Source organism: Elongatibacter sediminis, from assembly GCF_037892215.1.
Classification (GTDB): domain Bacteria; phylum Pseudomonadota; class Gammaproteobacteria; order Xanthomonadales; family SZUA-36; genus Elongatibacter; species Elongatibacter sediminis.
In genome coordinates this window covers 353347-375147 of record NZ_JAZHOG010000002.1, presented here as the reverse complement: position 1 = coordinate 375147, position 21801 = coordinate 353347, and the positions used below count along the sequence as shown (strand labels likewise).

Sequence of the window (21801 nt, the reverse complement as noted above, 5' to 3'; positions counted from 1 at the left end):
CCGGTCGGTGGGGCGCTACTTGATGCCGGCCATGCCGATGATGTTGTGGCCGCCGTCGACATAAGTGATCTCGCCGGTCACGCCGGAGGCCAGGTCGGAACACAGGAAAGCGGCGACATTGCCGACTTCCGTGGTCGTCACGGCACGTCGCAGGGGTGCGGTTTCTTCCACGTGACTGAGCATGCTGCGGAATCTGGCGATGCCGGCCGCGGCCAGGGTCTTGATCGGCCCGGCCGAAATGGCATTGACCCGAATCCCTTTCGGGCCCAGGCTCTGGGCCATATACCGGACGTTCGCTTCCAGGCTGGCCTTGGCCAGACCCATGACGTTGTAACTCGGCATGGCCCGCTCCGAGCCCATGTAGGTCAGGGTCAGCATGGAAGCATCGCGGCCCTGCATCATGGGCAGTCCAGCCTTGGCCAGTCCCGCGAAGCTGTACGAACTGATGTCGTGGGCGATCTGGAAGCCTTCCCGGTTGATGACGTCCATGTAGTCACCATCGAGCTGTTCACGCGGTGCGAAACCCACCGAATGAACCAGGATGTCGTAATGGTCCCAGTGTTTTTTCAGCTCGGTGAAAACACCGTCAATCTCCGCGTCGGAGGCGACGTCGCAGGGCACCAGGATATCGGACTCCGTGGCCTCGGCGATTTTTTCCACCCGAGTGCGTAACTTGTCGTTCTGGTAGGTGTACGCGAGTTCCGCGCCCTGGGCCCGCATGGCCTCGGCGATGCCCCAGGCAATGGAGCGGGGGCTGGCGATGCCGACAATCAATGCACGTTTGCCTTCAAGAAATCCCATGGTGGTTATGTACTCCTCGGACGGTCCGTACGGACGGGTTGTTCAGATTCGGCGCAGGGTACTGCAAATCGCCGGTTGTGTTAAGAACGGGCATCGAGAGGTTTGCCAGAACGGACCGGTCACGTTCCGCCGGCAACCGGGTCTCGCAGCCGTGTATTCAGCGGTCGAATCGCAGGCGCATGGCCGCATCGTGCTCGCATACCTTGCCGTCCTGCCAGGCCGGCACACCGTTGACGAGGGTGGTCACGATGGACGAGCGCAGGGCCCGGCCTTCGAACGGACTCCAGCCGCAGCGCGACAGAACGCGCTTCGCGCTGGGCTCGGTCGGGCGTGACAGGTCAACCACGACCAGGTCGGCATAGTAGCCCTCGCGCAAAAATCCACGGTCGCCGACGGAAAACCTGACGGCCGGGTTGTGGGCCGTGCGCTCCACGACACCGGGCAGACTGAGCATGTCGTCGTGGTAGAGTTCCAGGGCAGCTGGCAGCGCCTCCTGCACCAGGGGCAGGCCGGCCGGCGCCGTCAGGTAATTGTCGCTGGCTTTCTCTTCCCGGGTGTGCGGCGCGTGGTCGGTGGCGATGATGTCGATTCTGCCCTCGCGCAGGGCCAGGCGCAGTGCATCACGGTCAGCCGCCGACTTGACGGCCGGGTTGCATTTGATGCGGTTGCCCATGCTGGCGTAGTCGTCGGCACTGAAGATGAGGTGATGCACGCAGACCTCGGCCGTGATCGACTTACCCTCGACTGGTCCCGGTTCGAACAATTCCATTTCCCGCTCCGTTGTCAGGTGCAGAACATGTAACTGGGCGCCGGCTTCGCGCGCCAGCGCCACGGCCATGCTGGAAGAGGCATAACACACCTCGGCGTTGCGAATGACGGGATGTTCGGTTACCGGAATATTTTCACCGTACCGGTCCAGGGCGGCAGCCAGGTTTTTCTGGATCATGGGTGTGGATTCGCAATGAGTGGTGATGGGTACACGGGCATCGCGAAAAATACCGCGCAGCACGGTCTCATCGTCCACCAGCATGTTGCCTGTCGAGGCACCCATGAATACCTTGATGCCGGCGGCGGATTTCGGGTCCAGTGCGCGTACGACATCCAGGTTGTCGTTGGTGGCACCCAGATAGAAAGCGTAGTTGGCGTGGGCGGAACGTTCCGCAATCCGGTACTTGTCCTCCAGCGCATCCAGGGTCACGGTGGGCGGCAGTGTGTTCGGCATTTCCATGAAACTGGTAATGCCGCCGGCCACCGCCGCTCGGGATTCCGAACCGATGTCGCCTTTGTGGGTCAAACCGGGTTCACGGAAATGCACCTGGTCGTCGATCATGCCGGGCATGACATGCAGGCCGCCGGCATCGAGAATGCGGTCGGAATCGGAGGCGGCGATTTCGCGGTCGATGCGCGCGATGCGGCCTTTGTCGATCAGCAGGTCGCCGGGCAGGATGTCGCCTTCGTTGACGAGGAGGGCGTTTTTGATCAGCAATCGTTGCGGCATAGGGGGATTGGAGTCCGATTTTGAGGCGCCCGGTCACGGGCGGCGTGAAAGGTTATTGTACCGGGTCGGATGAGCGAAAAAGAGGCTTTCCGGCGGGGGTTGGGAAACCACGGTCATGGAACGGGGTCGAATCCCCCCGGACACAGTGGATGGCAGCGCGCGATGCGGCGAATGGCCAGCCAGCTTCCCCGCAGCGCCCCGTGGCGTTCGATGGCTTCCGCTGCGTAGCGGGAACAGCTCGGGGTGAATCGGCAGTGATTGCCGAGAAAAGGACTCAGCATCAGTTGGTAGGCGCGAATCAGGCCCTGGAGGAGCTTTTTCATGGACAAAACGTGTATGTGAGTCGGGTTTGAAAGTGAAAAAGGCTTGCCGTGGAGCGCCAGTTCGGCTATAACACTGCAATTTTTCTCGGCCGGGCTTCCCGCCCGAACCAGTAAAAAAGTCGAAAAAACAGAAAGATAGATAAATTTTTCGATTTTTTGAATTCAGGAGTAGGTTAGCACGATGACCAACAACCGTGTGAAATTGAAAAAGAATTACAAGCCGCTCAAGAAAGAGCAGTACATGTGCGCCAAGCATCTGGAGTATTTCCGTCAGAAGCTGGTGAACTGGCGCGACGAGCTGGTCGAGGAATCGCGTGAAACGATCAGCAACCTGCAACACGAGGTACGTGATGTGGGTGATGAAGTCGAACGCGCAACCCGTGAAACGGAAAACAGCCTGGAATTGCGCACCCGGGACCGCTATCGCAAGTTGATCAACAAGATTGATCAGGCGCTGAACCGGATCGAGGAAGGCGAATACGGGTATTGCGAGGAAACCGGTGAGGAAATCGGTCTGGACCGGCTCGAAGCACGACCCATCGCCACCCTGTGCCTGGACGCACAGGAACGGCGTGAACTCAAACAGCGCCAGCAGGGCGATTCCCGCTAAACGATCGGCATGGCCCGCAGTGGGCCGATGCCGGGCCCGTCAGGCCAGTCCGGTCACTGTCACGTCCGCGGGCGCCAATTCTTCCGCTTCCCGGTAAAGGGTTGCGGCTTTAATGTTTTCTTAACAAGTCCCCGGTACTCTAGTATCATAAACATGGATTCGCCTATTGCGTCCGCAAAGGTGAGCGGGCACTTACCAGATAGATGTGCCCTTTTGAGGCAAGGAGGAGCGTTGCGTGAAAATTTCAAAATCAATAACAGCCGTCTCGGTAGCCGTATTGGCGCTTGGCAGTGCGCCAACCCACGCCGACGGCGATCAGCCGTGGCACTTCACTTACCAGATCGGTGGGGCCAGTCTCGATTCGGCCCGAAACACCCGTGATGGCGACACCTGGCATTCCATCGGTTTCGGCCGCTTTTTCGGCGACAACCTGAGCCTGGACTTTGAATACGACGAATTCGAAGCGACCTATCGCGATTTCGATACCGTCGTGCCCGGTGCGACCTACGACGACTGGAAGCTGTCCACGTATGGACTGATGGCCCGGTATCATTTCGGTGAAAAAACCTTGCGGCCTTTCGTGGGTGCCGGTCTCGGTCGCACCAAGCACCGCAGCGTGCTCGACGAGGACACCAATACCGGAATCAGCGTCGCTCTGGGTGTTGCCGGACAGATGGCCAAACACTGGTCCATGCGCGCCCAGGTCATGTGGCGCAACGACTACGACAGTGGCAGTCTGCCGCCGCGCGGTCATTTCAAGGATTTCTTCTACAGCGTGGGTCTGAGCTACGACTTCGGCGGGGTTGATGCGCCACCGCCGCCCCCGCCGGCCAAACCGGCCGCGCCACCGCCTCCGCCGCCCAATCCGGATCTGGATGGTGACGGCGTACCGAACGAGCGCGACAAGTGCCCGAACACACGTCCGGGTGCCGTGGTCGACCTCGACGGTTGCGAAGTCGAAGCGGTTATTTCGCTTGAAAACGTGCACTTCGATTTCGACAAGGCCACCCTGCGCCCCGAGGCGATCGTGATACTCAATGACGCGGCCAAGCTCCTGAATACCCACGAGCGTGTTGTGGTTGAAGTTGCCGGTCACACCGACAGCGTCGGTACCGAGCAGTACAACCAGGGTCTGTCAGAGCGCCGCGCCAATGCGGTACGCGATTACCTGGTAAATCAGGGTGTACGGGCCAGCCGCCTGACCGCGCGTGGTTACGGCGAACTGCAACCGGTGGCGACCAATGACACGTCGGCCGGTCGTCAGATGAACCGCCGGGTTGAGCTGATCGTTCTCGATCGCTGATCCGGTTTAACGGCAAGAACGAAAAAGGCCCGCCTCATGGCGGGCCTTTTTTTGTGTCCGTTCTCGGTATATCCGGCATCGGGTCCGGGATGAGCAACGGATTCAGGCGGTTTCGGTCAACAAATCCCGGGCGTGCCCGCGTATGGCCGAAAGCATGGCGTGCAAACCATTGGCGCGGGTAGGGGAGAGGTGGTCGGCGAGCCCGATGTCACGCACGAAGGTGGGTTCCGTTTCCACGATCTGCTGCGCCGAGCACCCCGAGTAAACCTGGATGAGCAGCGCAATCAGCCCCGAGACGATGGCGGCATCGCTGTTGGCACGAATGCGAACCTCGTCCCGGTCGCCTTCCAGGTGCAGCCAGACACGCGATTGGCAGCCGTGCAGCAGCCGGTCGTCCGTTTTTTCCTCTTCACTCAGCTCCGGGAGCCGTTTGCCGAGGTCGATCAGGTACTGGTAACGGTCCAACCATTCAGGAAACAGGCTGAATGAACGGACAATTTCGTCCTGCGCGTGTTTGGGGTCGCTCATGGGTTTTCAGACTTCGCCCGCGGTTCAGGGTTCAGCACGGCGCCAGCGGGTCTGGCCGTCGCGGTCTTCGAGCACAATGCCCATGTCGGTAAGTTCATCGCGGATTCGGTCGGCGGTCGCGAAATCCCGATCCGCGCGTGCCGCATTGCGTTGGGCGATGAGATCGTCGATGCGCGCGGCTTCCTCGTCCGATGCGCCCGCTGAAAACCACTGGTCGAACGGGGTCTGCAGCAAGCCGATCAGCTCGGCGTCCGCCAGCAGTTCGGCGGCAAGCGTCCGGGCCGTCTGGCGATCTTCGGCCTTGGCCAGTTCGCGGGCTACCCGGTTGAATTCGGCCAGGGCTACCGGCGTATTGAGATCATCGTCGAGCGCGGCGAGGAAGCCCTCGCCGGGCTGCGGGGCGGCCTCGAACGGACCGAATCGGTCGCTGGCCGTCCGCAGGACGCCGTACAGCCGGTCAAGGGTGCGCCGGGCGCGTTCAAGCTCCAGGTCGGACCAGTCCAGCGGTTGCCGGTAGTGTGCGCTGAGCAGCAGGTAGCGCATCACCTCTCCGGGCCACGACTTCAGCAGTTCGTGCACGACCAGGGTGTTGCCCAGGGACTTGGACATCTTGCGCTTTTCGATGGTCACGAAACCGTTGTGCATCCAGTAGCGCGCGAAGGGTTTGCCACCGTGGGAGCACACGCTCTGGGCGATCTCGTTCTCGTGGTGTGGAAATATCAGGTCCTGGCCACCGCCATGGATGTCGATGGTCTCGCCCAGGTGGCTTTCGGCCATGGTCGAGCATTCCAGGTGCCAACCCGGGCGTCCCCAGCCCCAGGGGCTGTCCCAGCCGGGTTGTGGTTTCACCGAGGGCTTCCACAATACGAAGTCTCCGGGATGGCGTTTGTAGGGTGCGACTTCGACCCGGGCGCCTGCCACCATCTCGCGCATGTCGCGGCGCGACAGGGCGCCGTAGCGGTCGTAGGAATCGATGGCGAACAGTACGTGGCCCTCAGCGACATAGGCATGACCCGACTCGATCAGTCGCTCGATCATTCGGATCATCGGCTCAATGTGCCCGGTCGCCCGTGGTTGCAGCGTCGGGGGTCTGACGCCCAGTGCCGCCATGTCTTCCAGATAAGCCGCGGTATAGCGCGAGGTAATGTCTTCTATGGGCACGCCACGTTCGGCGGCGGCGGCGTTGATCTTGTCGTCGACATCCGTGATGTTGCGGGCGTAGGCGACCTCCGGGTAGTGGCGTTCCAGTACCCGGCGCAACAAATCGAAGATGACGGCCGGCCGGGCATTGCCGATGTGGGCGTAGTTGTAGACCGTCGGGCCGCAAACGTACAACGTCACCCGCTTCGGATCCAGGGGTTCGAACGCCTGTTTTTCGCGCGTCAGCGTATTGTAGAGCTGGATGGCCACGGCCGATGTCCTGTTTGCCAAATGCCGAAACGGCATCTAAAGTGCGTTCCAGCCCGGTGCGCTTCGGCCGGTTGCTGCCGGCCGGCCGCCCCTGAATTGCCGGAACCAAAGCCGGCTATTCTATCAAGATTCGCCCGGTCGGAACCACGCGGCGGTGCCGTGTGTGCTTCAGTGTTCGCCAGAACGGGCCGGCGGCAGGCGTCCGGGAACGGGTGATCGGGTTGAAACTTGGGGGCTTTCCGACAGGATGAACAGATGAACGAACAGTACGCCGCTCACGTGCGGGAAATGCAGGAACGGTGGCAGCGCATCGCGACGGAGGAAGGCTTCGACGCCGTGCTGGTTCTGGCCGGATCACCCCGGGTCAGTTTTCTCGATGATTTCGAGTACGCGTTCCGGGCCAATCCGCATTTCCTGGCCTGGTTGCCGCTGACTCATCATCCGCACTGTGCCTTGCTGGTGCGTCCGGGAGAGCGGCCCCGTCTGTGGTACTACCAGCCCGAGGACTTCTGGCACCTGCCACCGACCGATCCCGAGGCCTGGTGGTCGGACCGATTTGAAATTGACGTCATGGGCGAGCCTGGTGCCTGGCGGGCCGCCTTGCCGGGTGCGGGCGCGTCACTTGCCGTGATCGGCGATGAGACGGGGCCGGATGGTTCGATTCCGGGAGCGGAGCACAATCCGGAACAACTCCTGATGCGGCTCCATCTGGAGCGCACGCGAAAAACCGGGTGGGAGATCGACTGCATGCGCCGCGCAAACCGCCGGGCCGTCGCCGGGCATCGTGCGGCGGAGCGGGCTTTCCGGGAAGGACGCAGCGAGTTCGACATTCATCTCGAATACCTCAGGGCCGTGCGGCAGAACGACGCCGAATTGCCCTACGGCAGTATTGTCGCGCTGAACGAACACGGTGCGGTGTTGCATTACCAGCAGCGTGAGCGCGTCGCACCTGAGCCGAGCCGTTCCTTTCTCATCGACGCCGGCGCCACCGAGTACGCCTACGCATCGGACATCACGCGCACCCACGCGGGTGACAGCGGGGCGTTCGCCGACCTGATCTCGGCTCTGGACACCGTGCAGCAGGATTTGGCCGCGGCGGTTGGGCCCGGGCTGGACTACCGGGATCTGCACCTGCGCGCCCATCTCGAAATCTCCGGGGTACTGCGCGCGGCCGGAATCATCCGCGTCGCGCCCGAGGAGGCCGTGTCCAGCGGTCTGAGCGCTGTCTTCTTTCCGCACGGACTGGGTCATTTCATCGGCCTGCAGACGCACGACGTGGCCGGTCTGGTGGATGATCACGGCGCGCCCGTGCCGCGCCCGGATGGTCATCCGTTCCTGCGGTTGACCCGGAAGCTGGAGCCCGGCAACGTACTGACGATCGAGCCCGGAATTTATTTCATAGAGCCGTTGTTGAGTCGCTGGAAAGAAACTGCCGATGCCACTGCGGTCGACTGGGCCGTTGTTGAAAGCCTGGCGCCATGCGGTGGCATACGCATCGAGGACAATGTACTGGTGACTCGTGAGGGTGCCGAGAATCTGACCCGGGATGCGTTTGCCGGGCAGGGGGGCTGAGAGCCTTCAGTCCCCGGTCAGACCCAGCGCTTCCAGGCCGTCGGTTTTCATCCGGCCGGCCGAGCCATGGCTCCAGATGGTGCTCTCGTTCGCGACGTTGAGGCGTTTTTCCTCGCTGGCGAGTTCGATCATGGATTCGACCACCCGCGCGTCGCGCATGGTGCGAATGACCACCCGGTCCAGATCCGTTACGTAAGGTTCGCCGATAATCCTCCGCATCACGCGGTTGGCGCCGGTCAGGTTGTCCGGAAACAGGTACTTTCCCGTCTGCAACTGGAAATGGTCGGAGACCGTCTGCAGGGACGTCAGGGAGCAATAGGCATCGTCGAGCAATCCGATGATGCCCAGGTGGTCGGGGATGATGTCGTCATCCTGTTCCCAGTAGGAAACGACCGATTGCAGAATACGGTCCATCTGGGGCGCCAGACCGACGTTGCCGGCAGCCGTGTGCGCGACCTTCATCATGTACGGCACCTGTTCCACGTAGGATTTGACGAAATCCGCGCCACGGGCCAGGGCCTCCCCGGATGCCTGCGTACCATGGCGTTCGGCAATCGCCGCAAGCAATTCGTGCAACTCCTCGTCGGAACCCGGATCGGCCTGACAATCCGCAATGATCTTCTCGATGGATGAAGTGTCCACAGGCATGTCATGGAGGGGGTCGGTCGAATAGTTTATCAATACGGCGGCGCAGTGGACCAGAGGACGGGCCGCGTACCCCGGCTGTGGTAGTATTCGCAGCCCTTTCGAGCACTCCGGGTTAGCCGTGCTGCTACTGTCCCTCATCATGCTGTTTGCCGGTCCCGTGCTGTACCTCTCGGTGCCGCGCGAGGGTGGGGCGGCGCGGCTGATCGACCGCATCGTGGTGGTGATACTGGTTCTGCTCGTGATGTTGCTCCTGGTGCCGCATACGGTGCATGAACTGGGGCTCTGGGCTCTGCTGTACCTGTCCGTCGGCTATGGCCTGCCGGGTTTGCTGGAAACCCTGGTTCGGCGGGCCGCGGAAACCATGCACCTGGCCACGCTCTCGCTGGCCCTGGCGGGTCTGCTCCTGCATGCACTGCTGGACGGGGCAGGCCTCGCCGGCAGCGCCTATTCGTCCGGACCTGTTCTGGCCCTTGCCATCATCCTGCACCGATTCGGCGTCGGCCTGATGCTTTGGCTGATCATGCAACCGGCCTTCGGCGCACGCGCGGCCTGGGCGATGCTGATCGGCATGGCGCTGGTGACTGTTGTCGGTTATCAGTGGTCCGCCACGCTGCTGCCTTATACCGATACCCGGGTCATCCAGGTCGTGCAGGCGATCATTACCGGCACCATCATGCACAGCCTCGTCCATCGCGGACACGTCCATCGGGCGGGCGGCGCGCCCAACGCTCATCATCAGCATTGACCGGCAGGCAAGACCCACCTGAAAACTGGGGTGAGAGGGTCTGACATCTGGCGCTTGCAACCAGCGGTGGTGTCGCGCTTCCGCCGCGCCTTCATTCGGCTGCGCCGAAAGCCGGCACGGCTGCAGCGCGACGTCCCCAACGGCCGTGCGGCGGGTCACGCGAATGCGTCTCGGGGAGTAGAGTCGCCCAACGAAAAAACGGCCTCGCGGCCGTTTTTTGCATGCGCTGGTCGGGGTGAGAGGATTCGAACCTCCGGCCCCTGCCTCCCGAAGGCAGTGCTCTACCAGGCTGAGCTACACCCCGAATTTCGATTTTTCGTCCGGGCGTGGGCGCGCGGGCGAGGGCGCATATTCTATAGAAAGCCCCGTTCCATTGGAAGCATCGGGAGGGTGGTGCGTTGAATGGCCCGGGTGCCTGATGTACGATAATCTTCGTGTGTTGCAAGCCTGCAACAATGGTCGACTGGATCGGGCCCGCCCGACTGCTGGTCACGGGTTCGCCGAGGGACGAAACCGTGACGAATGACAGTGGTTGGCGGAAGACGAGAGGAGTAAACAGGTAATGGATACGGAAACCGGAGGCGTGCCGCAGCCCACGCGCACGGAACTGACGATTCTCAACATTCTCTGGGACCGGGGGCCGAGCACCGTGCGTGAAGTGCACGAGTCCCTGAATCGCATCGAGAAGAGTGGCTACACCACCGCTTTGAAGATGCTGCAGGTGATGCATCAGAAAAGGCAGGTGGTGCGGGACGACTCGGAACGCGCCCATGTTTATTCGGCTGCGATCAGCAAGGATGAGACGCAGAAGTTGTTCCTGAGCGATCTGGCCGATCGGCTGTTCGACGGATCCACATCCCGGCTGGTGCTGCAGGCACTCGGTTCATCGCAGCGGGCCAGCAGCGAGGAAATCGAACACATCCGCCAGTTGCTGCAGCGACTCGAGGACGATTGAGGGCCATGTAATGGGTGGTGCGGACCTGATGCTGGCGAGCGGACTGGTCAGCGCGCTCGGCTGGGCCCTGGTTCATTTTTTGTGGCAGGGTTGTCTCATCGCCGTCGGGTTCTGGCTGGTCTGTGTTCTTTCCAGCCGGGAGAGCGCGCATCTCCGCTACTGGGCGGGCGTGGGCGGCCTGTGCCTGAGCATCCTGGCGCTGGGTGCGACATTCGCCATCTACTACGAGCCGGACGCCACCTTCACGCTCACGGCAGCGTCCGAGTCCGTCAATTCCTTCCTCGTGTTGTCGGGCAGTCTGCCGGATATGTCAGGAGTGCTGCAGGACGGCATCGAGCCTGCTCTTCCATGGGTTGTTCTGATCTGGCTGGCGGGGGTGTTGTGGTTGTCGGGTTGCGCCGCGCTGGACTGGCTGGGTCTCCGTCGGCTCGTGCGCCGAGACGCCGTGGACGCGGGAGAAGCCGTGTCCCGCATGACGCGTGGCCTGGAAGAGAAACTGGGCTTGCGCCGGGCCGTACGGGTCCTGCAATCGGCCCGGATCACCGTGCCCATGGCGGTGGGGTGGATTCGGCCGGTCATCGTGATTCCGGCCAGCGTGATGATGCGATTGCCGCCAGCGCAACTGGAAATGGTGCTCGCCCATGAACTGGGACATATTCGCCGTTACGACCACCTGATCAACTGGCTGCAGGTGACGTTGGAGACCCTGCTGTTCTATCACCCGGCGATTCGCTGGATGTCCCGGCGGGTGCGCGAAGAGCGCGAGAACTGCTGTGACGACCTGGTGGTTTCACGCTGCCGTAAACCGGCGACTTATGCGCGCGCACTGACCAATCTCGAGATGTTGCGCGGGCCGGATGCCCCCACCGCGGTCATGGCCGCCACCGGCGGTAATCTAATGGGCCGCATCCGACGCATCGTCGATGCGGAACTACCCCGTTCATCGACTGCTTACGCGCAGATTTCACTGATGGCCGCGCTGGCCCTGATCGTCGCACTGGGGGCGCACCAGGGCCTGGCCCTGTCGCGGGCCTTGAATCAGGTCGCCAGCGTCGCGCAGGTGCAGGCCTCGGACATCGAATGGAAAACCTGGGGCCGTTCGCGAGCGGCCTGGGGGGCGGGGCTGGATCGCTTCGTCACACAAACCCGGGTGCCCTTGGCGCGGGGGCGGATTTCCGATCCGTCGCCGTTCATCACGGCTGGTTTGTCTCGTGCGTCGGCGCTGCCTCCGGTGCAGAAAAGGGCACTTGCCGCCGATGCGGTGCCGACAGCGCCGGAACCCGGTCACGTGACGCCTTCCAGCCATCCTGGTCCGTATGAAACGGCCCGGCTGGATCTGTCTCCGGCAACCGTAGACAAAGCGCCTCAGCGAGCCGCAGAGCCGGCGACCCTGTTTGTCGGCGTTGGGCTGCGGCCCATTACCCTGTCCGGCGCCACGGTCACGGCACTGCCCGGGAAGCGCGTTCCGCAGCCTCAGCACAGGTTCGCGGCACGAATCTCGTCACCCGTTTCAATCCATCCAGTGGTGGTCGAAAAAGTCGAACCACGCTATCCGTGGCGGGCCCGCGCCTACGAACTCGAGGGGTCGGTCGAACTCACGTTTTCCGTCGACGGTGATGGCCAGCCATACGACATCGATGTCGTCGATTCCATACCCATCGGCGTGTTCGACCGGGCCGCCAAGAAGGCCATGAAACAGTGGAAGTTCAAACCGCCGGAGGGATTGGCGGCCAATCTGCGGCTGACTCAGACGTTTGACTTCGATCTCGAGGACCTGCCGGCTGAACGGCCACGCCGGCGGTATTGCCAGGCGACCGGTCGCCGCACCTGCAGCATGGCGCCGCCCGATGCCGTGGTGGTCTACGTGAATCCGCCGACCCGGCGAAGTCCGGAATATCAGGGCGCCCGTCTGGATTGAGTCGACGGGGCAGGCGTTTCGGCACATGAAAATGGCGGCCGAAGCCGCCATTTGAGCAGTACCTCTTTCCGAACGGGACTCACAGGGAAGCGACCGCTGTCGCTGCCGGTTCCACGTCCGCCCGGATGATTTCCGGGCAGGCCTGACCTGTCATCCCGCAGTGCTGCATCAGAACCGGTAGCGGATGCCCAGCTGAATGCGCCACACGGAGTCGTCGACGTCCTGGTTCTCACCTTCATCGAACCAGTCACTGACGACGAACTGATTCAGGTTGCTTTCGTCACCCAGGACTTCCAGAACCCGCACGCCTTCCTCGATATCGCCGGTATTGGTGTAGTTCCTGACGTTCTCGTCATCGCCGAAGAACAGATTGAGGGCGTTTTCGATGTCCAGGAAGATGCTGAGCGAATGGTTGTCGTGTCCCCAGCCCCAGGGCAGGCGGATGTCCTGCTGGATGCGGAGGTCCATATCGGTGTACCAGGGGCCGTCGAAACCGTTCTTCGGTGTGACCCGGCCGGCATAGGCGCTCAGGCCCGAGCTGTCGAGAAAATCGAACAGCGCCGTAACTTCGGCATCGGACAACTGCGAGAAGTCGTACAGCGGGTCGTCGGGCCCGGTGGGCACGTGCAGCAGAATCCGTTCCTCGTCATCCGAATCTCCGAAATAGTCCTCGACCGTGTCGTCCTCGTAGGTGTAGCTGAAGGGACGCCCGGAGCGGCGCTGCAGGAAGACGGCGACAGAGAAGGGGTATCCGTCGGCCCAGTCGTGCTGGAACCGGGCCCGCAGGACGAAGTTGTGTTCATTGGCCCACAGCCCCGGGCCGTTCTGGGGTTGATTCAGGACGGCCAGGGCGACTTCCTCATAGCTCGAGCCTGCTGTCGAGCTGTTGATCGGGCTGGCGTACTTGGAATCCACCCATGCGTAGCCGAGGCCCACATCCAGAGTGGTGCGGTCGCCCAGGATGAACGACTTGGACAGCTGGATCGAGATGGAATCGGTCGATCCGTCGATGCCGTTGGTCATCAGGGTGTCCTGGTTGGGATTGCGGGTGTCGTCACACGGCCCGCCGCTGGTTCCGGCGTTGCTGAAGCCCTGGCCGATGCCGTTGAACATGGCGTCGCAACCGGGGAGCAGTGGATCGACCTCGAAGAACTGGGGCCGTCCGTCTGGCATGGTGTTGCCGTTGGGCGAAAGCCTCAGATCGACCCAGAACGGGCGGTCCTTGTGCTCCGTGTAGATGTAATCGAACTGGATTTCCCAGCTGTCGAAGAAGCTGATGTCCGACCGGGTGAAATGATGCAGGCCGAAGTTGTAGCGGTGGTTCGCCGGCAGATCGAAGTCCGGGTCGACCGCCGCGACCGCGCCCGTGTTGGCGTTTGCGGCATTCGCCGCGGCAACGCGCAGGCAGTCCGGCAGACCCGTGAACTGACCGCTGGAGTCGGTCACCTGCAAATCGGCCGCGGTGCACGGGGAGTCCTCTTCATCGGCAAATCCGATAGCGCCGCCGAAGTTCTGGTAGGCATTGGCGAAGTGAACGGTCGGGTCGCCGCCGCCGAACACGCCATAGCCGACCCGTAACTGGGTTTCACCCCAGCGGCTCGTCGGCAGGTCCCAGGTCAGGCCGATTCGGGGCTGAATGAGGTCCAGCCCGTCGAAGGTCTGGGTGTTTGAGAATCCGTAGCGCTGCTCGAATACCGGATTCTTGATCGGTGAGTCGGACGAGTCGTACTTGTCGTAGCGGATGCCCGCGATGAACGTAAACGCGTCGTTGATCTGCCATTCATCCTGCAGATAGACGCTGTAGATGTCGCGTTCGAATGCGGCGGCCGCATCGTTGGGGTTCTGGGTGAAAGATCCGTTGAAGGAGAACTCCTTCGCCGTGCCGGCCCGGAGCGCGTCAATGTCCTCGAACACGATCGTACCCGTGGCGTCCGGGATGAACAGGTTGAAGATGTCGCGCGTCTCCTGCTCGAAACCGAAGGTCAGCGTATGGTCATCGATCACCCAGTCCGCGGAAGCCTTCCACTGCGTAATCTGATACTGGAGATCGTTGGCCGACCGGAAAAATCCGGGGCCGCTGGTGAGAATGGGGTCGCCCGAACCGTCTTCGACCTGAATCCGGGTGATGGGGTCGGGATCCTGGGCTTCGCCACCACCGGCGGGACCCTGGATGTCCGTGACATCGAACTTGGAATAGCGAAACTCCGTCGAGAACGTGTCCGACCAGTTCGAGAACAGGCGCACGCCAATCGTATCCTGATCGATACCTTCGAATTCGAAGTTGTCCTCGAAAGTGAATCCGTCGAAGCCGAGATCGTCCTCATCCAGATTCAGCTCTTCCAGCTTGGTGTAGGTGAATTCGGCGCGATGATCGTCGCTGATGTTCCAGTCCAGGCGCACGAACCAGCGCTCGCTGGTCTGTGGCAGAGAGCGGACGATCGAGCCCGGGTCGCGGCCGTACTGGGATTGCAGAATGCTGGAAATCTCTTCGGCTTCCTCCACGGTCAGGAAGTCTTCATTCGCGAACCCGGCGCCGATGGGGCCGGTATTCTGCACGCCGCCCTCGTCGGTTTCTTCATAGGCGACCGTGAAGAACAGCTTGTCCTTGATGATCGGGCCGCTCAGATCGAAGCCGAAATTCTTGTCTTCGAAGGGGTCGGTAATAACGGTTCTGCCGTCGATGGAGTCTCCGGTCAGGTCGTCATCGTTGTAAAGATAGAAGGCGGAGCCGTGAAATTCATTGGAACCCGGCTTGGTCACGACGTTGATGGCGCACCCGGTAAATTGGCTGTACTGAACGTCGAGGGGTGCAAATTCCACCGAGGCCGACTGCACGGTGTCGTACGGAATCGGGAAGGCGAACCGGGCGGACGTGCCGGTTCCCTCGTTCAGGCCGAAGCCGTCGATGGCTAGACTGCCGTCGATGGTGAAGGCATTCGAGCGCGAGGAGCCGCCAAGGCAGTTGATGCCGTAGCCGGCGCCATTGTCCGCGCGTCCGAGGCTGACACGGGGGTCGATACGAATGACGTCCCGGATCTGGCGTGCGATGGACGGCATGGACTCGATGTCCTCGATGCCGAACGACGAGCCCGGTCCGATGGCCAGTTCGGCACCGGTGACCTGAGCCGACGCCGTGACGACTACTTCCTCGAGATCGCCGGATTCCAGCGGGATATTCAGGGTAACGGCCTCTCCCAGGCTCGTCATGACGCCCTGGATCACCGCGAGCTTGTAGTCTGGCGAAGAGACACGCACCTCGTATGGGCCGCCAACGACCAGTCCCCGCATTTGGAACCCGCCGTCTTCGTTGGTCGTCGTCGACCGGGTGGACCCGGTGCGTGTGTCCTGGACGATCACCGAGGCGCCGGCGACGGTGTCACCGCCCGCGGTCGTGACGGTTCCACGCAGAGAACCCGTGGTCTCCTGTGCATGGGAGGTCATCGGGAAAGCGAGCAGTGCAATGGCTACAGTCATGAACGTAATACGTAAGTGTCTGATCATTTTTTTGCCTGCCTATTTGAATTGTCGCCACAGATGCGGGCGTTTAGTACACGGGAATCCGTCAGTTCTTCTGGCGCCGTCAGGGTCTTCCCGCTGATGTTGGAAACCTCAACTTCCCTTCGGCGCCGGGGTGCTCTTAAAAAAATACTAGCAGAAAGTTATTACGAAATCTTAACATTTGAAGTGCCCCGGTTTTCAGCCGGATTTTCAGGGTGGCCGGCCGGGATCTTTTCACCGTTTCGACAGTGGCCTGTCATCCGGCCGGAGGCTGCGGTGCTGCACGGATGCCAGATTGCGATAAGCTAGCCGGTCAGAAAAAGAAACTCCGGAGATACTCCTTTGTCTGCAGATTCCGTCTCGACCCGCCTCTATCCGGCCGGCATGCTCAACACCCTGAGCCGGCACGAAGTGGAACGCCTGACCGACGCCAGCCGCGGTGATCTGGCCGACTTGTTGCGCCGTTGCGCGCTGGCTGTACTCAACAGCGGCAACCAGGGTGATGACGCCGAAGCCCTGCTGGCGCGCTACAGTGACTTCAAACTCGAAGTGCAACAGGTCAACCGGGGATTGCGCCTGGAACTCGACAACGCACCGGGCTCTGCGTTCGTCGACGGCCGCATCATCGAGGGCATACGCGAATTGCTGTCGGCCGTGATTCGCGACCTGATCTATTTCGACAGCGAGATCCGGGGCCATCCGCATCACGACCTGACGTCTTCCTCCGGTATCACCAACGCCGTGTTTGAACTGCTGCGCAACGCGCAGTCGCTGATTCCCCAGGTGGACCCCAGTCTGGTGGTGTGCTGGGGGGGGCATTCGATTTCGCGCGAGGAGTACGATTACACCAAGGTGTGTGGCTACGAGATGGGTCTGCGCCGGCTCAACATCATCACCGGTTGTGGGCCGGGTGCGATGAAAGGCCCGATGAAAGGCGCCACCATCGCGCATGCCAAGCAGCGGGTGGGATCACGGCGCTACATCGGCATTTCGGAGCCCGGCATTATTGCGGCCGAATCGCCCAATCCCATCGTGAGCGAGCTCATCGTGATGCCGGACATCGAAAAGCGCCTGGAAGCCTTCGTGCGGCTGGGGCACGGCATTGTCGTTTTTCCCGGCGGCGTCGGCACGGCCGAGGAAATTCTCTATCTGCTGGGTATTCTGCTGCACCCGTCCAACGCGAATGTACCGTTCCCGGTGATCATGACCGGACCGCGTGAATCGGCCGCCTATTTTGAACAGATCGACCGCTTCATTCGACTGTCCCTGGGCGACGCCGCCAGCGATCGTTACGAGATCATCATCTCCGACCCGGATAAAGTGGCGCGGCGCATGGCTGAAGGTCTGGAACAGGTACGGCGCTTCCGCATTGAGAACAACGACGCTTTCTATTTCAACTGGCTGCTCAGAATCGAGCGCGAATTCCAGATCCCCTTCGAGCCGACCCACGAACGCATGGCGGCGCTGAGAATCGATCCGGGGCTGCCCACACATGAACTCGCGGCCAACCTGCGGCGCGCGTTTTCCGGCATTGTGGCCGGCAACGTCAAGCCGGACGGCATGCGCCGCATCCGCGAGTACGGGTTGTTCGAGATTCAGGGTGAGCGGGACATCATGGTGGCGCTGGACGAACTGCTGGCCAGTTTCGTGCACGAAAACCGCATGAAGCTGCCCGGCGGCAGCGCGTACAAACCCTGTTACCGGATCGTGTCCTGAACCCTCCGCGCAAGGCGATGCGGCCACCTGGCGGGTATCAGTCCCGGCCGAGAGCCGCTGGCCCCATCAGCCGGCGGACAGTGGTGAGATCCAGGCCCCGGGTGTAGGTGTAACCGTCGTCCGTTGGCCGCAGCCAGCCGGCTTCAAGCCAGGCGTCACGATCGTCCGGCGACAGGGATTCCTCGGTTTCACGGGCATAGGCGTCCGCGAAATTCATCGGTTGGGCACGGGTTTCCAGCGGGTCGGTCAGGTCGATGCCGGTAATGGGTAGCCGCACCGCGTATCTGTTGTGTTCGTCGACCAGAACCTCCAGCGCACATCCCTCCGGCATGCCGCGATAACGCCCCTGCTTGTCGGGGTCTCGTTTCAGGAACAACAGGTAACGCCGCCCCTCCTCGAATACCGTCGGGTTGGGGAAGTAGCATTCGTGTTCGTGCAGGCCTTCTTCGTAAACCTCGATGATATCGGTGTCCGGGTCCAGTTTGTACGGGATGAGCACGCGCAGATATGCCGTTCCACCGACCGGAAATTCACGCCGATAAACGTAATCCGCGTCGCGGGCCTGGGCCAGCACCACGGCATCGGCCCGGGCCGCGAGTTCGCTGAGGCTGACCGGGGCGGTCGGGGGCGCTTCTTTCGCCGGTGGGAGGCGCGGGTCCGCGGTTTGCGCCGCAGCGGGCGCGACCAGCACCACGCACAGGAGCAGGCTGGCGGATATTTTTTTCATCATGGCGTTTGTCATCGTGTCTTCCGCAGTTAGAGGGCCGGTCGTCTCCCCGGTTCCGCTGGAGCGGTGTCCGGATTCCTGCTAGCCTCCCTCACCATCAAAATCATGAAATTTCGAGGGTATTCCCATGCATACACTCGGTCGAGTTTCGACCCTGATCTGCCTGACCGGCATGGCGGCCATGCTGGCCGCATGCGTACCGGCAGACGACCCGGAAACAGCGTCCCCGCAAGGGGCTGTCGAGGAGCAACGCAGCGCGCCGACCGCACAACAGGCCGCGGAATTCGTCCGCGAGACGGAAGCCCGGCTCGAAGTGCTGTCCCAGCACGCCGAGCGGCAGGAATGGGTCCAGGCCAATTTCATCACCTACGATACCGAACTGCTCACGGCCGAGGCCAAGAAAGAACTGACGGCGGCCCAGGTCGAAGCCGCCAGCCGCGCGGCGGAATTTACCGGCATCGACGGTCTGGATGCCGATACGGCCCGCAAACTGAACCAGTTGCGCAGCGGCATAACCATTCCCGCGCCGCTGGATCCGGCCAAGAACGCGGAGCAGGCGGAGATCGGTGCCCGGTTGAAGGGATTGTACGGCAAGGGCGAATACTGCCGCGAAGACGGTAGCTGCCTGGCGCTCGGCGAACTGGAGAACATCCTCGCCGAGTCGCGTGATCCGCAGGAATTGCTGGAAGTCTGGGACGGTTGGCGCGGGGTATCGGTGCCGATGCGGCCCTTGTACGCGCGCCAGGTCGAATTGGCCAACGAGGGCGCCCAGGCGCTGGGATTCACCGACCTCGGCGCGATGTGGCGTTCCGATTACGACATGCCGGCCAGCGAGTTTCCTGCGGAACTGGATCGGTTGTGGGAACAGGTCAGCCCGCTCTACGAGGCTCTGCATTGCCACGTGCGCGCCCGGCTGGGTGAGGCCTACGGCGAAGACGTGGTACCGCAGCAGGGACCGATTCCGGCCCATCTGCTGGGCAATATGTGGGCCCAGGACTGGGAAAACATCTATGACCTCGTGGCCCCCGCTGAAGTCGAGGATGCCTACGACCTGACCGGAATTCTCCAGGACCGCGGGTTCGATGCCGTTGGCATGGTTCGTACGGGTGAGGCCTTCTTCAGTTCGCTGGGTTTCGACCCGCTGCCGGAAACCTTCTGGGAGCGTTCGCTGTTCGTCAAGCCCGCCGATCGGGACGTGGTCTGTCACGCCTCGGCCTGGGACATCGACGAGAAGAACGACCTGCGCATCAAGATGTGCATCGAAGTCAACGCCGAGGACTTCCGGACCATCCATCACGAACTCGGGCACAACTACTACCAGCGCGCCTACAACACGCTGTCCTTCCTGTACCGCAACAGCGCGAACGACGGGTTCCACGAGGCGGTGGGTGACACGCTGTCGTTGTCGATCACGCCGGCCTACCTGACGGAAATCGGCCTGTTGGACGAGGAGCCGGGAAGTGAGGGTGACGTCGGGCTGTTGCTGCGGCGGGCTCTGGACAAGGTGGCATTCCTGCCGTTCGGTCTGATGGTCGACCAGTGGCGCTGGAAGGTTTTCGCCGGCGAAGTCGGGCCGGAGGGCTATAACGATCTGTGGTGGCAGTTGCGCGAACGCTACCAGGGTCTGGCTCCGCCCAACGAGCGCCCCGCCGATGCCTTCGATCCGGGCGCCAAATACCATGTGCCGGGCAATACCCCGTACACCCGCTACTTTCTGGCGCATATTCTGCAGTTTCAGTTTTACCGGGCGCTGTGCGACATCGCCGGATTCGACGGGCCGATGCATCGCTGCTCGTTCAACGGCAGCGAAGCGGCGGGGCAGCGCCTGAACGCGATGCTGGAAATGGGCAAGAGCCGGCCGTGGCCCGACGCCCTGGAGGCACTCACCGGCACGCGTGAAATGGACGGTGGGGCTCTGTTGGACTACTTCGCGCCGCTGCAAAGCTGGCTGGATGAACAGAATGCCGGGCGGCAGTGTGGGTGGTGATCCGCTGACGGGCGGGGCGGTGCGGCCGGAGCGTCAACGCAGTCGGGCGAGTTTCTGACCCATCAGCACCGCATCGTCCGGCCCGTAATCGGCGAGCGTGGAGACCGCTCCCGGACCCAGCAGCACGATGACGGTCGAACCCATGTTGAAGCGGCCCAGTTCCTCGCCGCGCTCCAGGCGGATGTCGCGCCGCGACCAGTCGCCGGTGCTGATGCGCCGGCCTCTCGGCGGGGTGACCGTGCCGGCCCAGACGGTTTCCATGCTGGACACCAGCATGGCGCCGACCAGCACCACCGCCATGGGTCCGTGTTCGGTGTCGAACAGGCAGATGACCCGTTCGTTCCGGGTAAACAGGTCGGGCACGGCGCGGACGGTGGATGGCGAAACGCTGAACAGCCGGCCGGGCACATGCACCATGCGTTGCAGGTGGCCGGTCAGCGGCATGTGAACGCGATGGTAATCCCGGGGCGACAGATAGATGGTGTGAAAGAATCCATTGACGAAATCGGCCGCGCCCGGGTCATTTCCCAGCAGGGAACGCAGTGAAAAGCTGTGGCCCTTGGCCTGCAGAATCCGGTCATTGGTGATGCGGCCGCATTGACTGATGCGCCCGTCGCAGGGGCTGAGCACCGCTTCGGGATCGGGGTCTGGCGGGCGGGCGCCGGAGCCGAGTTCGCGGGTGAAGAAATCGTTGAAATGGGCGTAGTCGGCCATGCGCTGACGGCGCACCTCGCTCCAGTCAACGCCGGTGAACAGGCTGAACAGGCCGATCTGCACATTGCGTATCGGTGCCAGGCGAATGCGCGCCAGTGCGTGCACCACGGCGGACAGCAGGTGGTGCGGCAGCAGGGTTTGTATGAAGGCGAACAATCGGTCGAACAGGGCCATCAGCCGCTCCCGGAGTTGTTCAGCACTTCAGTGAGGTCGGCGATGATGTGATCGACCACGTGTGGCGCCGGCAATACCCCGTACAGCCGGCCTTCCGGATCCAGCAGCATCAGGCTGGCGCTGTGGTCGACCTGGTAGGCGGTGTCGCCGGGATCGTGGGGTGCGACGTGATACATGGCGCCCAGCTGCAGCGTCAGGGCGCGTAGCTGCGCGTCGTCGCCGGTGACACCCTTGAAGGCCGGATCGAAGTGTTCGAGATAACTGGCGAGTTTGTCGGGCGTGTCCCGCTCCGGATCGACCGAAACCAGGTAGATCTCCGGCACCTCGTCCGGGCCGAGTGTCTCGAGCAGGGCGGAACGCACCTGGTGCAGTTGAAACAGGGTATTCGGACAGACATCCGGGCAGGACGTGAAGCCGAAAAACAGGACCGACCAGCGGCCGCGCAGATCCTGCAACGAAAACGGCTCGCCCCGCTGATCACGCAGGTCGAAATCGGCTACGATGCGCGGTTCCGGCAGGACGATCAGCGATTCGGTCGCCGGTGGTTCACTGTGCTCGAATACCCGCCAGGCCAGCGCGCCGCCCAACAGTCCCAGGACGGCCAGGCTGAATGCGAGTAGCAGCGCGGTCAGGTTTCGTGAAGTTGCGGGCATGGAGGCTCCGTTACGGTTCGC

At 62.4% G+C, this 21801-nt stretch carries 18 protein-coding genes and 1 tRNA gene; 8 read left to right on the top strand and 11 right to left on the bottom strand.

Annotated features, from left to right (window positions below; genetic code table 11):
- Positions 1-15 precede the first annotated feature (15 nt).
- The 3 genes from V3330_RS04335 to yidD all read right to left on the bottom strand — a co-directional run bounded on the left by V3330_RS04335 (position 16) and on the right by yidD (position 2622).
- Positions 16-801, bottom strand: a complete 786-nt coding sequence (locus tag V3330_RS04335) for an enoyl-ACP reductase FabI (RefSeq protein WP_354694167.1) — start codon at positions 799-801, stop codon at positions 16-18.
- A gap of 157 nt (positions 802-958) precedes the next feature.
- The gene (locus tag V3330_RS04330) at positions 959-2299 is read right to left on the bottom strand and encodes a dihydroorotase (protein WP_354694166.1); all 1341 of its coding nucleotides are present in this window, start codon (positions 2297-2299) and stop codon (positions 959-961) included.
- Between the two features lie 113 nt (positions 2300-2412).
- The gene (gene yidD, locus V3330_RS04325; protein ID WP_354694165.1) at positions 2413-2622 is read right to left on the bottom strand and encodes a membrane protein insertion efficiency factor YidD; all 210 of its coding nucleotides are present in this window, start codon (positions 2620-2622) and stop codon (positions 2413-2415) included.
- Between the two features lie 181 nt (positions 2623-2803).
- Here yidD and dksA point away from each other — a divergent pair, with 181 nt between their 5' ends.
- A complete protein-coding gene (gene dksA, locus V3330_RS04320) occupies positions 2804-3232 on the top strand; it encodes an RNA polymerase-binding protein DksA (protein WP_354694164.1) in 429 nt (142 codons plus the stop codon).
- A 235-nt stretch (positions 3233-3467) separates the two neighbouring features.
- Positions 3468-4535, top strand: coding sequence for an OmpA family protein (locus tag V3330_RS04315; RefSeq protein ID WP_354694163.1), 1068 nt, complete (start codon positions 3468-3470; stop codon positions 4533-4535).
- Positions 4536-4637: 102 nt separating this feature from the next.
- Here V3330_RS04315 and V3330_RS04310 read toward each other — a convergent pair whose 3' ends face one another.
- Entirely contained in the window at positions 4638-5063 is a 426-nt protein-coding gene (locus tag V3330_RS04310; RefSeq protein ID WP_354694162.1) for a SufE family protein, read from the bottom strand.
- 24 nt (positions 5064-5087) lie between these two features.
- Positions 5088-6509: a cysteine--tRNA ligase gene (gene cysS, locus V3330_RS04305; protein WP_354694161.1), complete on the bottom strand. Its 1422-nt coding sequence runs from the start codon at positions 6507-6509 to the stop codon at positions 5088-5090.
- A gap of 219 nt (positions 6510-6728) precedes the next feature.
- Here cysS and pepQ point away from each other — a divergent pair, with 219 nt between their 5' ends.
- Positions 6729-8045 carry a Xaa-Pro dipeptidase gene (gene pepQ, locus V3330_RS04300; RefSeq protein WP_354694160.1) on the top strand — a complete coding sequence of 439 codons (1317 nt, stop codon included), beginning with the start codon at positions 6729-6731 and terminating at the stop codon, positions 8043-8045.
- Positions 8046-8051: 6 nt separating this feature from the next.
- Here pepQ and V3330_RS04295 read toward each other — a convergent pair whose 3' ends face one another.
- Positions 8052-8687, bottom strand: coding sequence for a YkvA family protein (locus V3330_RS04295; RefSeq protein WP_354694159.1), 636 nt, complete (start codon positions 8685-8687; stop codon positions 8052-8054).
- A 124-nt stretch (positions 8688-8811) separates the two neighbouring features.
- Between V3330_RS04295 and V3330_RS04290 the strand changes: the two genes are divergently transcribed.
- Positions 8812-9438, top strand: a complete 627-nt coding sequence (locus V3330_RS04290) for a hypothetical protein (protein ID WP_354694158.1) — start codon at positions 8812-8814, stop codon at positions 9436-9438.
- 227 nt (positions 9439-9665) lie between these two features.
- Here the strand turns inward: V3330_RS04290 and V3330_RS04285 are convergent.
- Positions 9666-9742: transfer RNA gene (locus V3330_RS04285), tRNA-Pro, on the bottom strand.
- Between the two features lie 258 nt (positions 9743-10000).
- On the opposite strand from V3330_RS04285, the gene V3330_RS04280 reads away from it, so the two are divergent.
- On the top strand, positions 10001-10393 hold the full coding sequence (locus V3330_RS04280) for a BlaI/MecI/CopY family transcriptional regulator (RefSeq protein WP_354694157.1): 393 nt from the start codon (positions 10001-10003) through the stop codon (positions 10391-10393).
- Positions 10394-10403: 10 nt separating this feature from the next.
- The gene (locus tag V3330_RS04275; protein ID WP_354694156.1) at positions 10404-12311 is read left to right on the top strand and encodes a TonB family protein; all 1908 of its coding nucleotides are present in this window, start codon (positions 10404-10406) and stop codon (positions 12309-12311) included.
- 168 nt (positions 12312-12479) lie between these two features.
- Here the strand turns inward: V3330_RS04275 and V3330_RS04270 are convergent, their stop codons facing one another.
- Complete coding sequence (locus V3330_RS04270) at positions 12480-15785, bottom strand: TonB-dependent receptor (RefSeq protein WP_354694155.1); 3306 nt, start codon at positions 15783-15785, stop codon at positions 12480-12482.
- Positions 15786-16151: 366 nt separating this feature from the next.
- Between V3330_RS04270 and ppnN the strand changes: the two genes are divergently transcribed.
- Positions 16152-17525, top strand: a complete 1374-nt coding sequence (gene ppnN, locus V3330_RS04265; protein WP_354694154.1) for a nucleotide 5'-monophosphate nucleosidase PpnN — start codon at positions 16152-16154, stop codon at positions 17523-17525.
- A 37-nt stretch (positions 17526-17562) separates the two neighbouring features.
- Here the strand turns inward: ppnN and V3330_RS04260 are convergent, their stop codons facing one another.
- Complete coding sequence (locus V3330_RS04260; RefSeq protein ID WP_354694153.1) at positions 17563-18267, bottom strand: hypothetical protein; 705 nt, start codon at positions 18265-18267, stop codon at positions 17563-17565.
- 112 nt (positions 18268-18379) lie between these two features.
- Here V3330_RS04260 and V3330_RS04255 point away from each other — a divergent pair, with 112 nt between their 5' ends.
- Complete coding sequence (locus V3330_RS04255; protein WP_354694152.1) at positions 18380-20239, top strand: M2 family metallopeptidase; 1860 nt, start codon at positions 18380-18382, stop codon at positions 20237-20239.
- Between the two features lie 33 nt (positions 20240-20272).
- On the opposite strand, the gene asd is transcribed toward V3330_RS04255, so the two are convergent.
- Together asd and V3330_RS04245 are read right to left on the bottom strand one after the other, a co-directional pair.
- Positions 20273-21127 carry an archaetidylserine decarboxylase gene (gene asd, locus V3330_RS04250; RefSeq protein ID WP_354694151.1) on the bottom strand — a complete coding sequence of 285 codons (855 nt, stop codon included), beginning with the start codon at positions 21125-21127 and terminating at the stop codon, positions 20273-20275.
- Positions 21127-21780, bottom strand: a complete 654-nt coding sequence (locus V3330_RS04245) for an SCO family protein (protein WP_354694150.1) — start codon at positions 21778-21780, stop codon at positions 21127-21129. The genes asd and V3330_RS04245 overlap by 1 nt, the downstream gene beginning before the upstream one ends.
- Positions 21781-21801 lie beyond the last annotated feature (21 nt).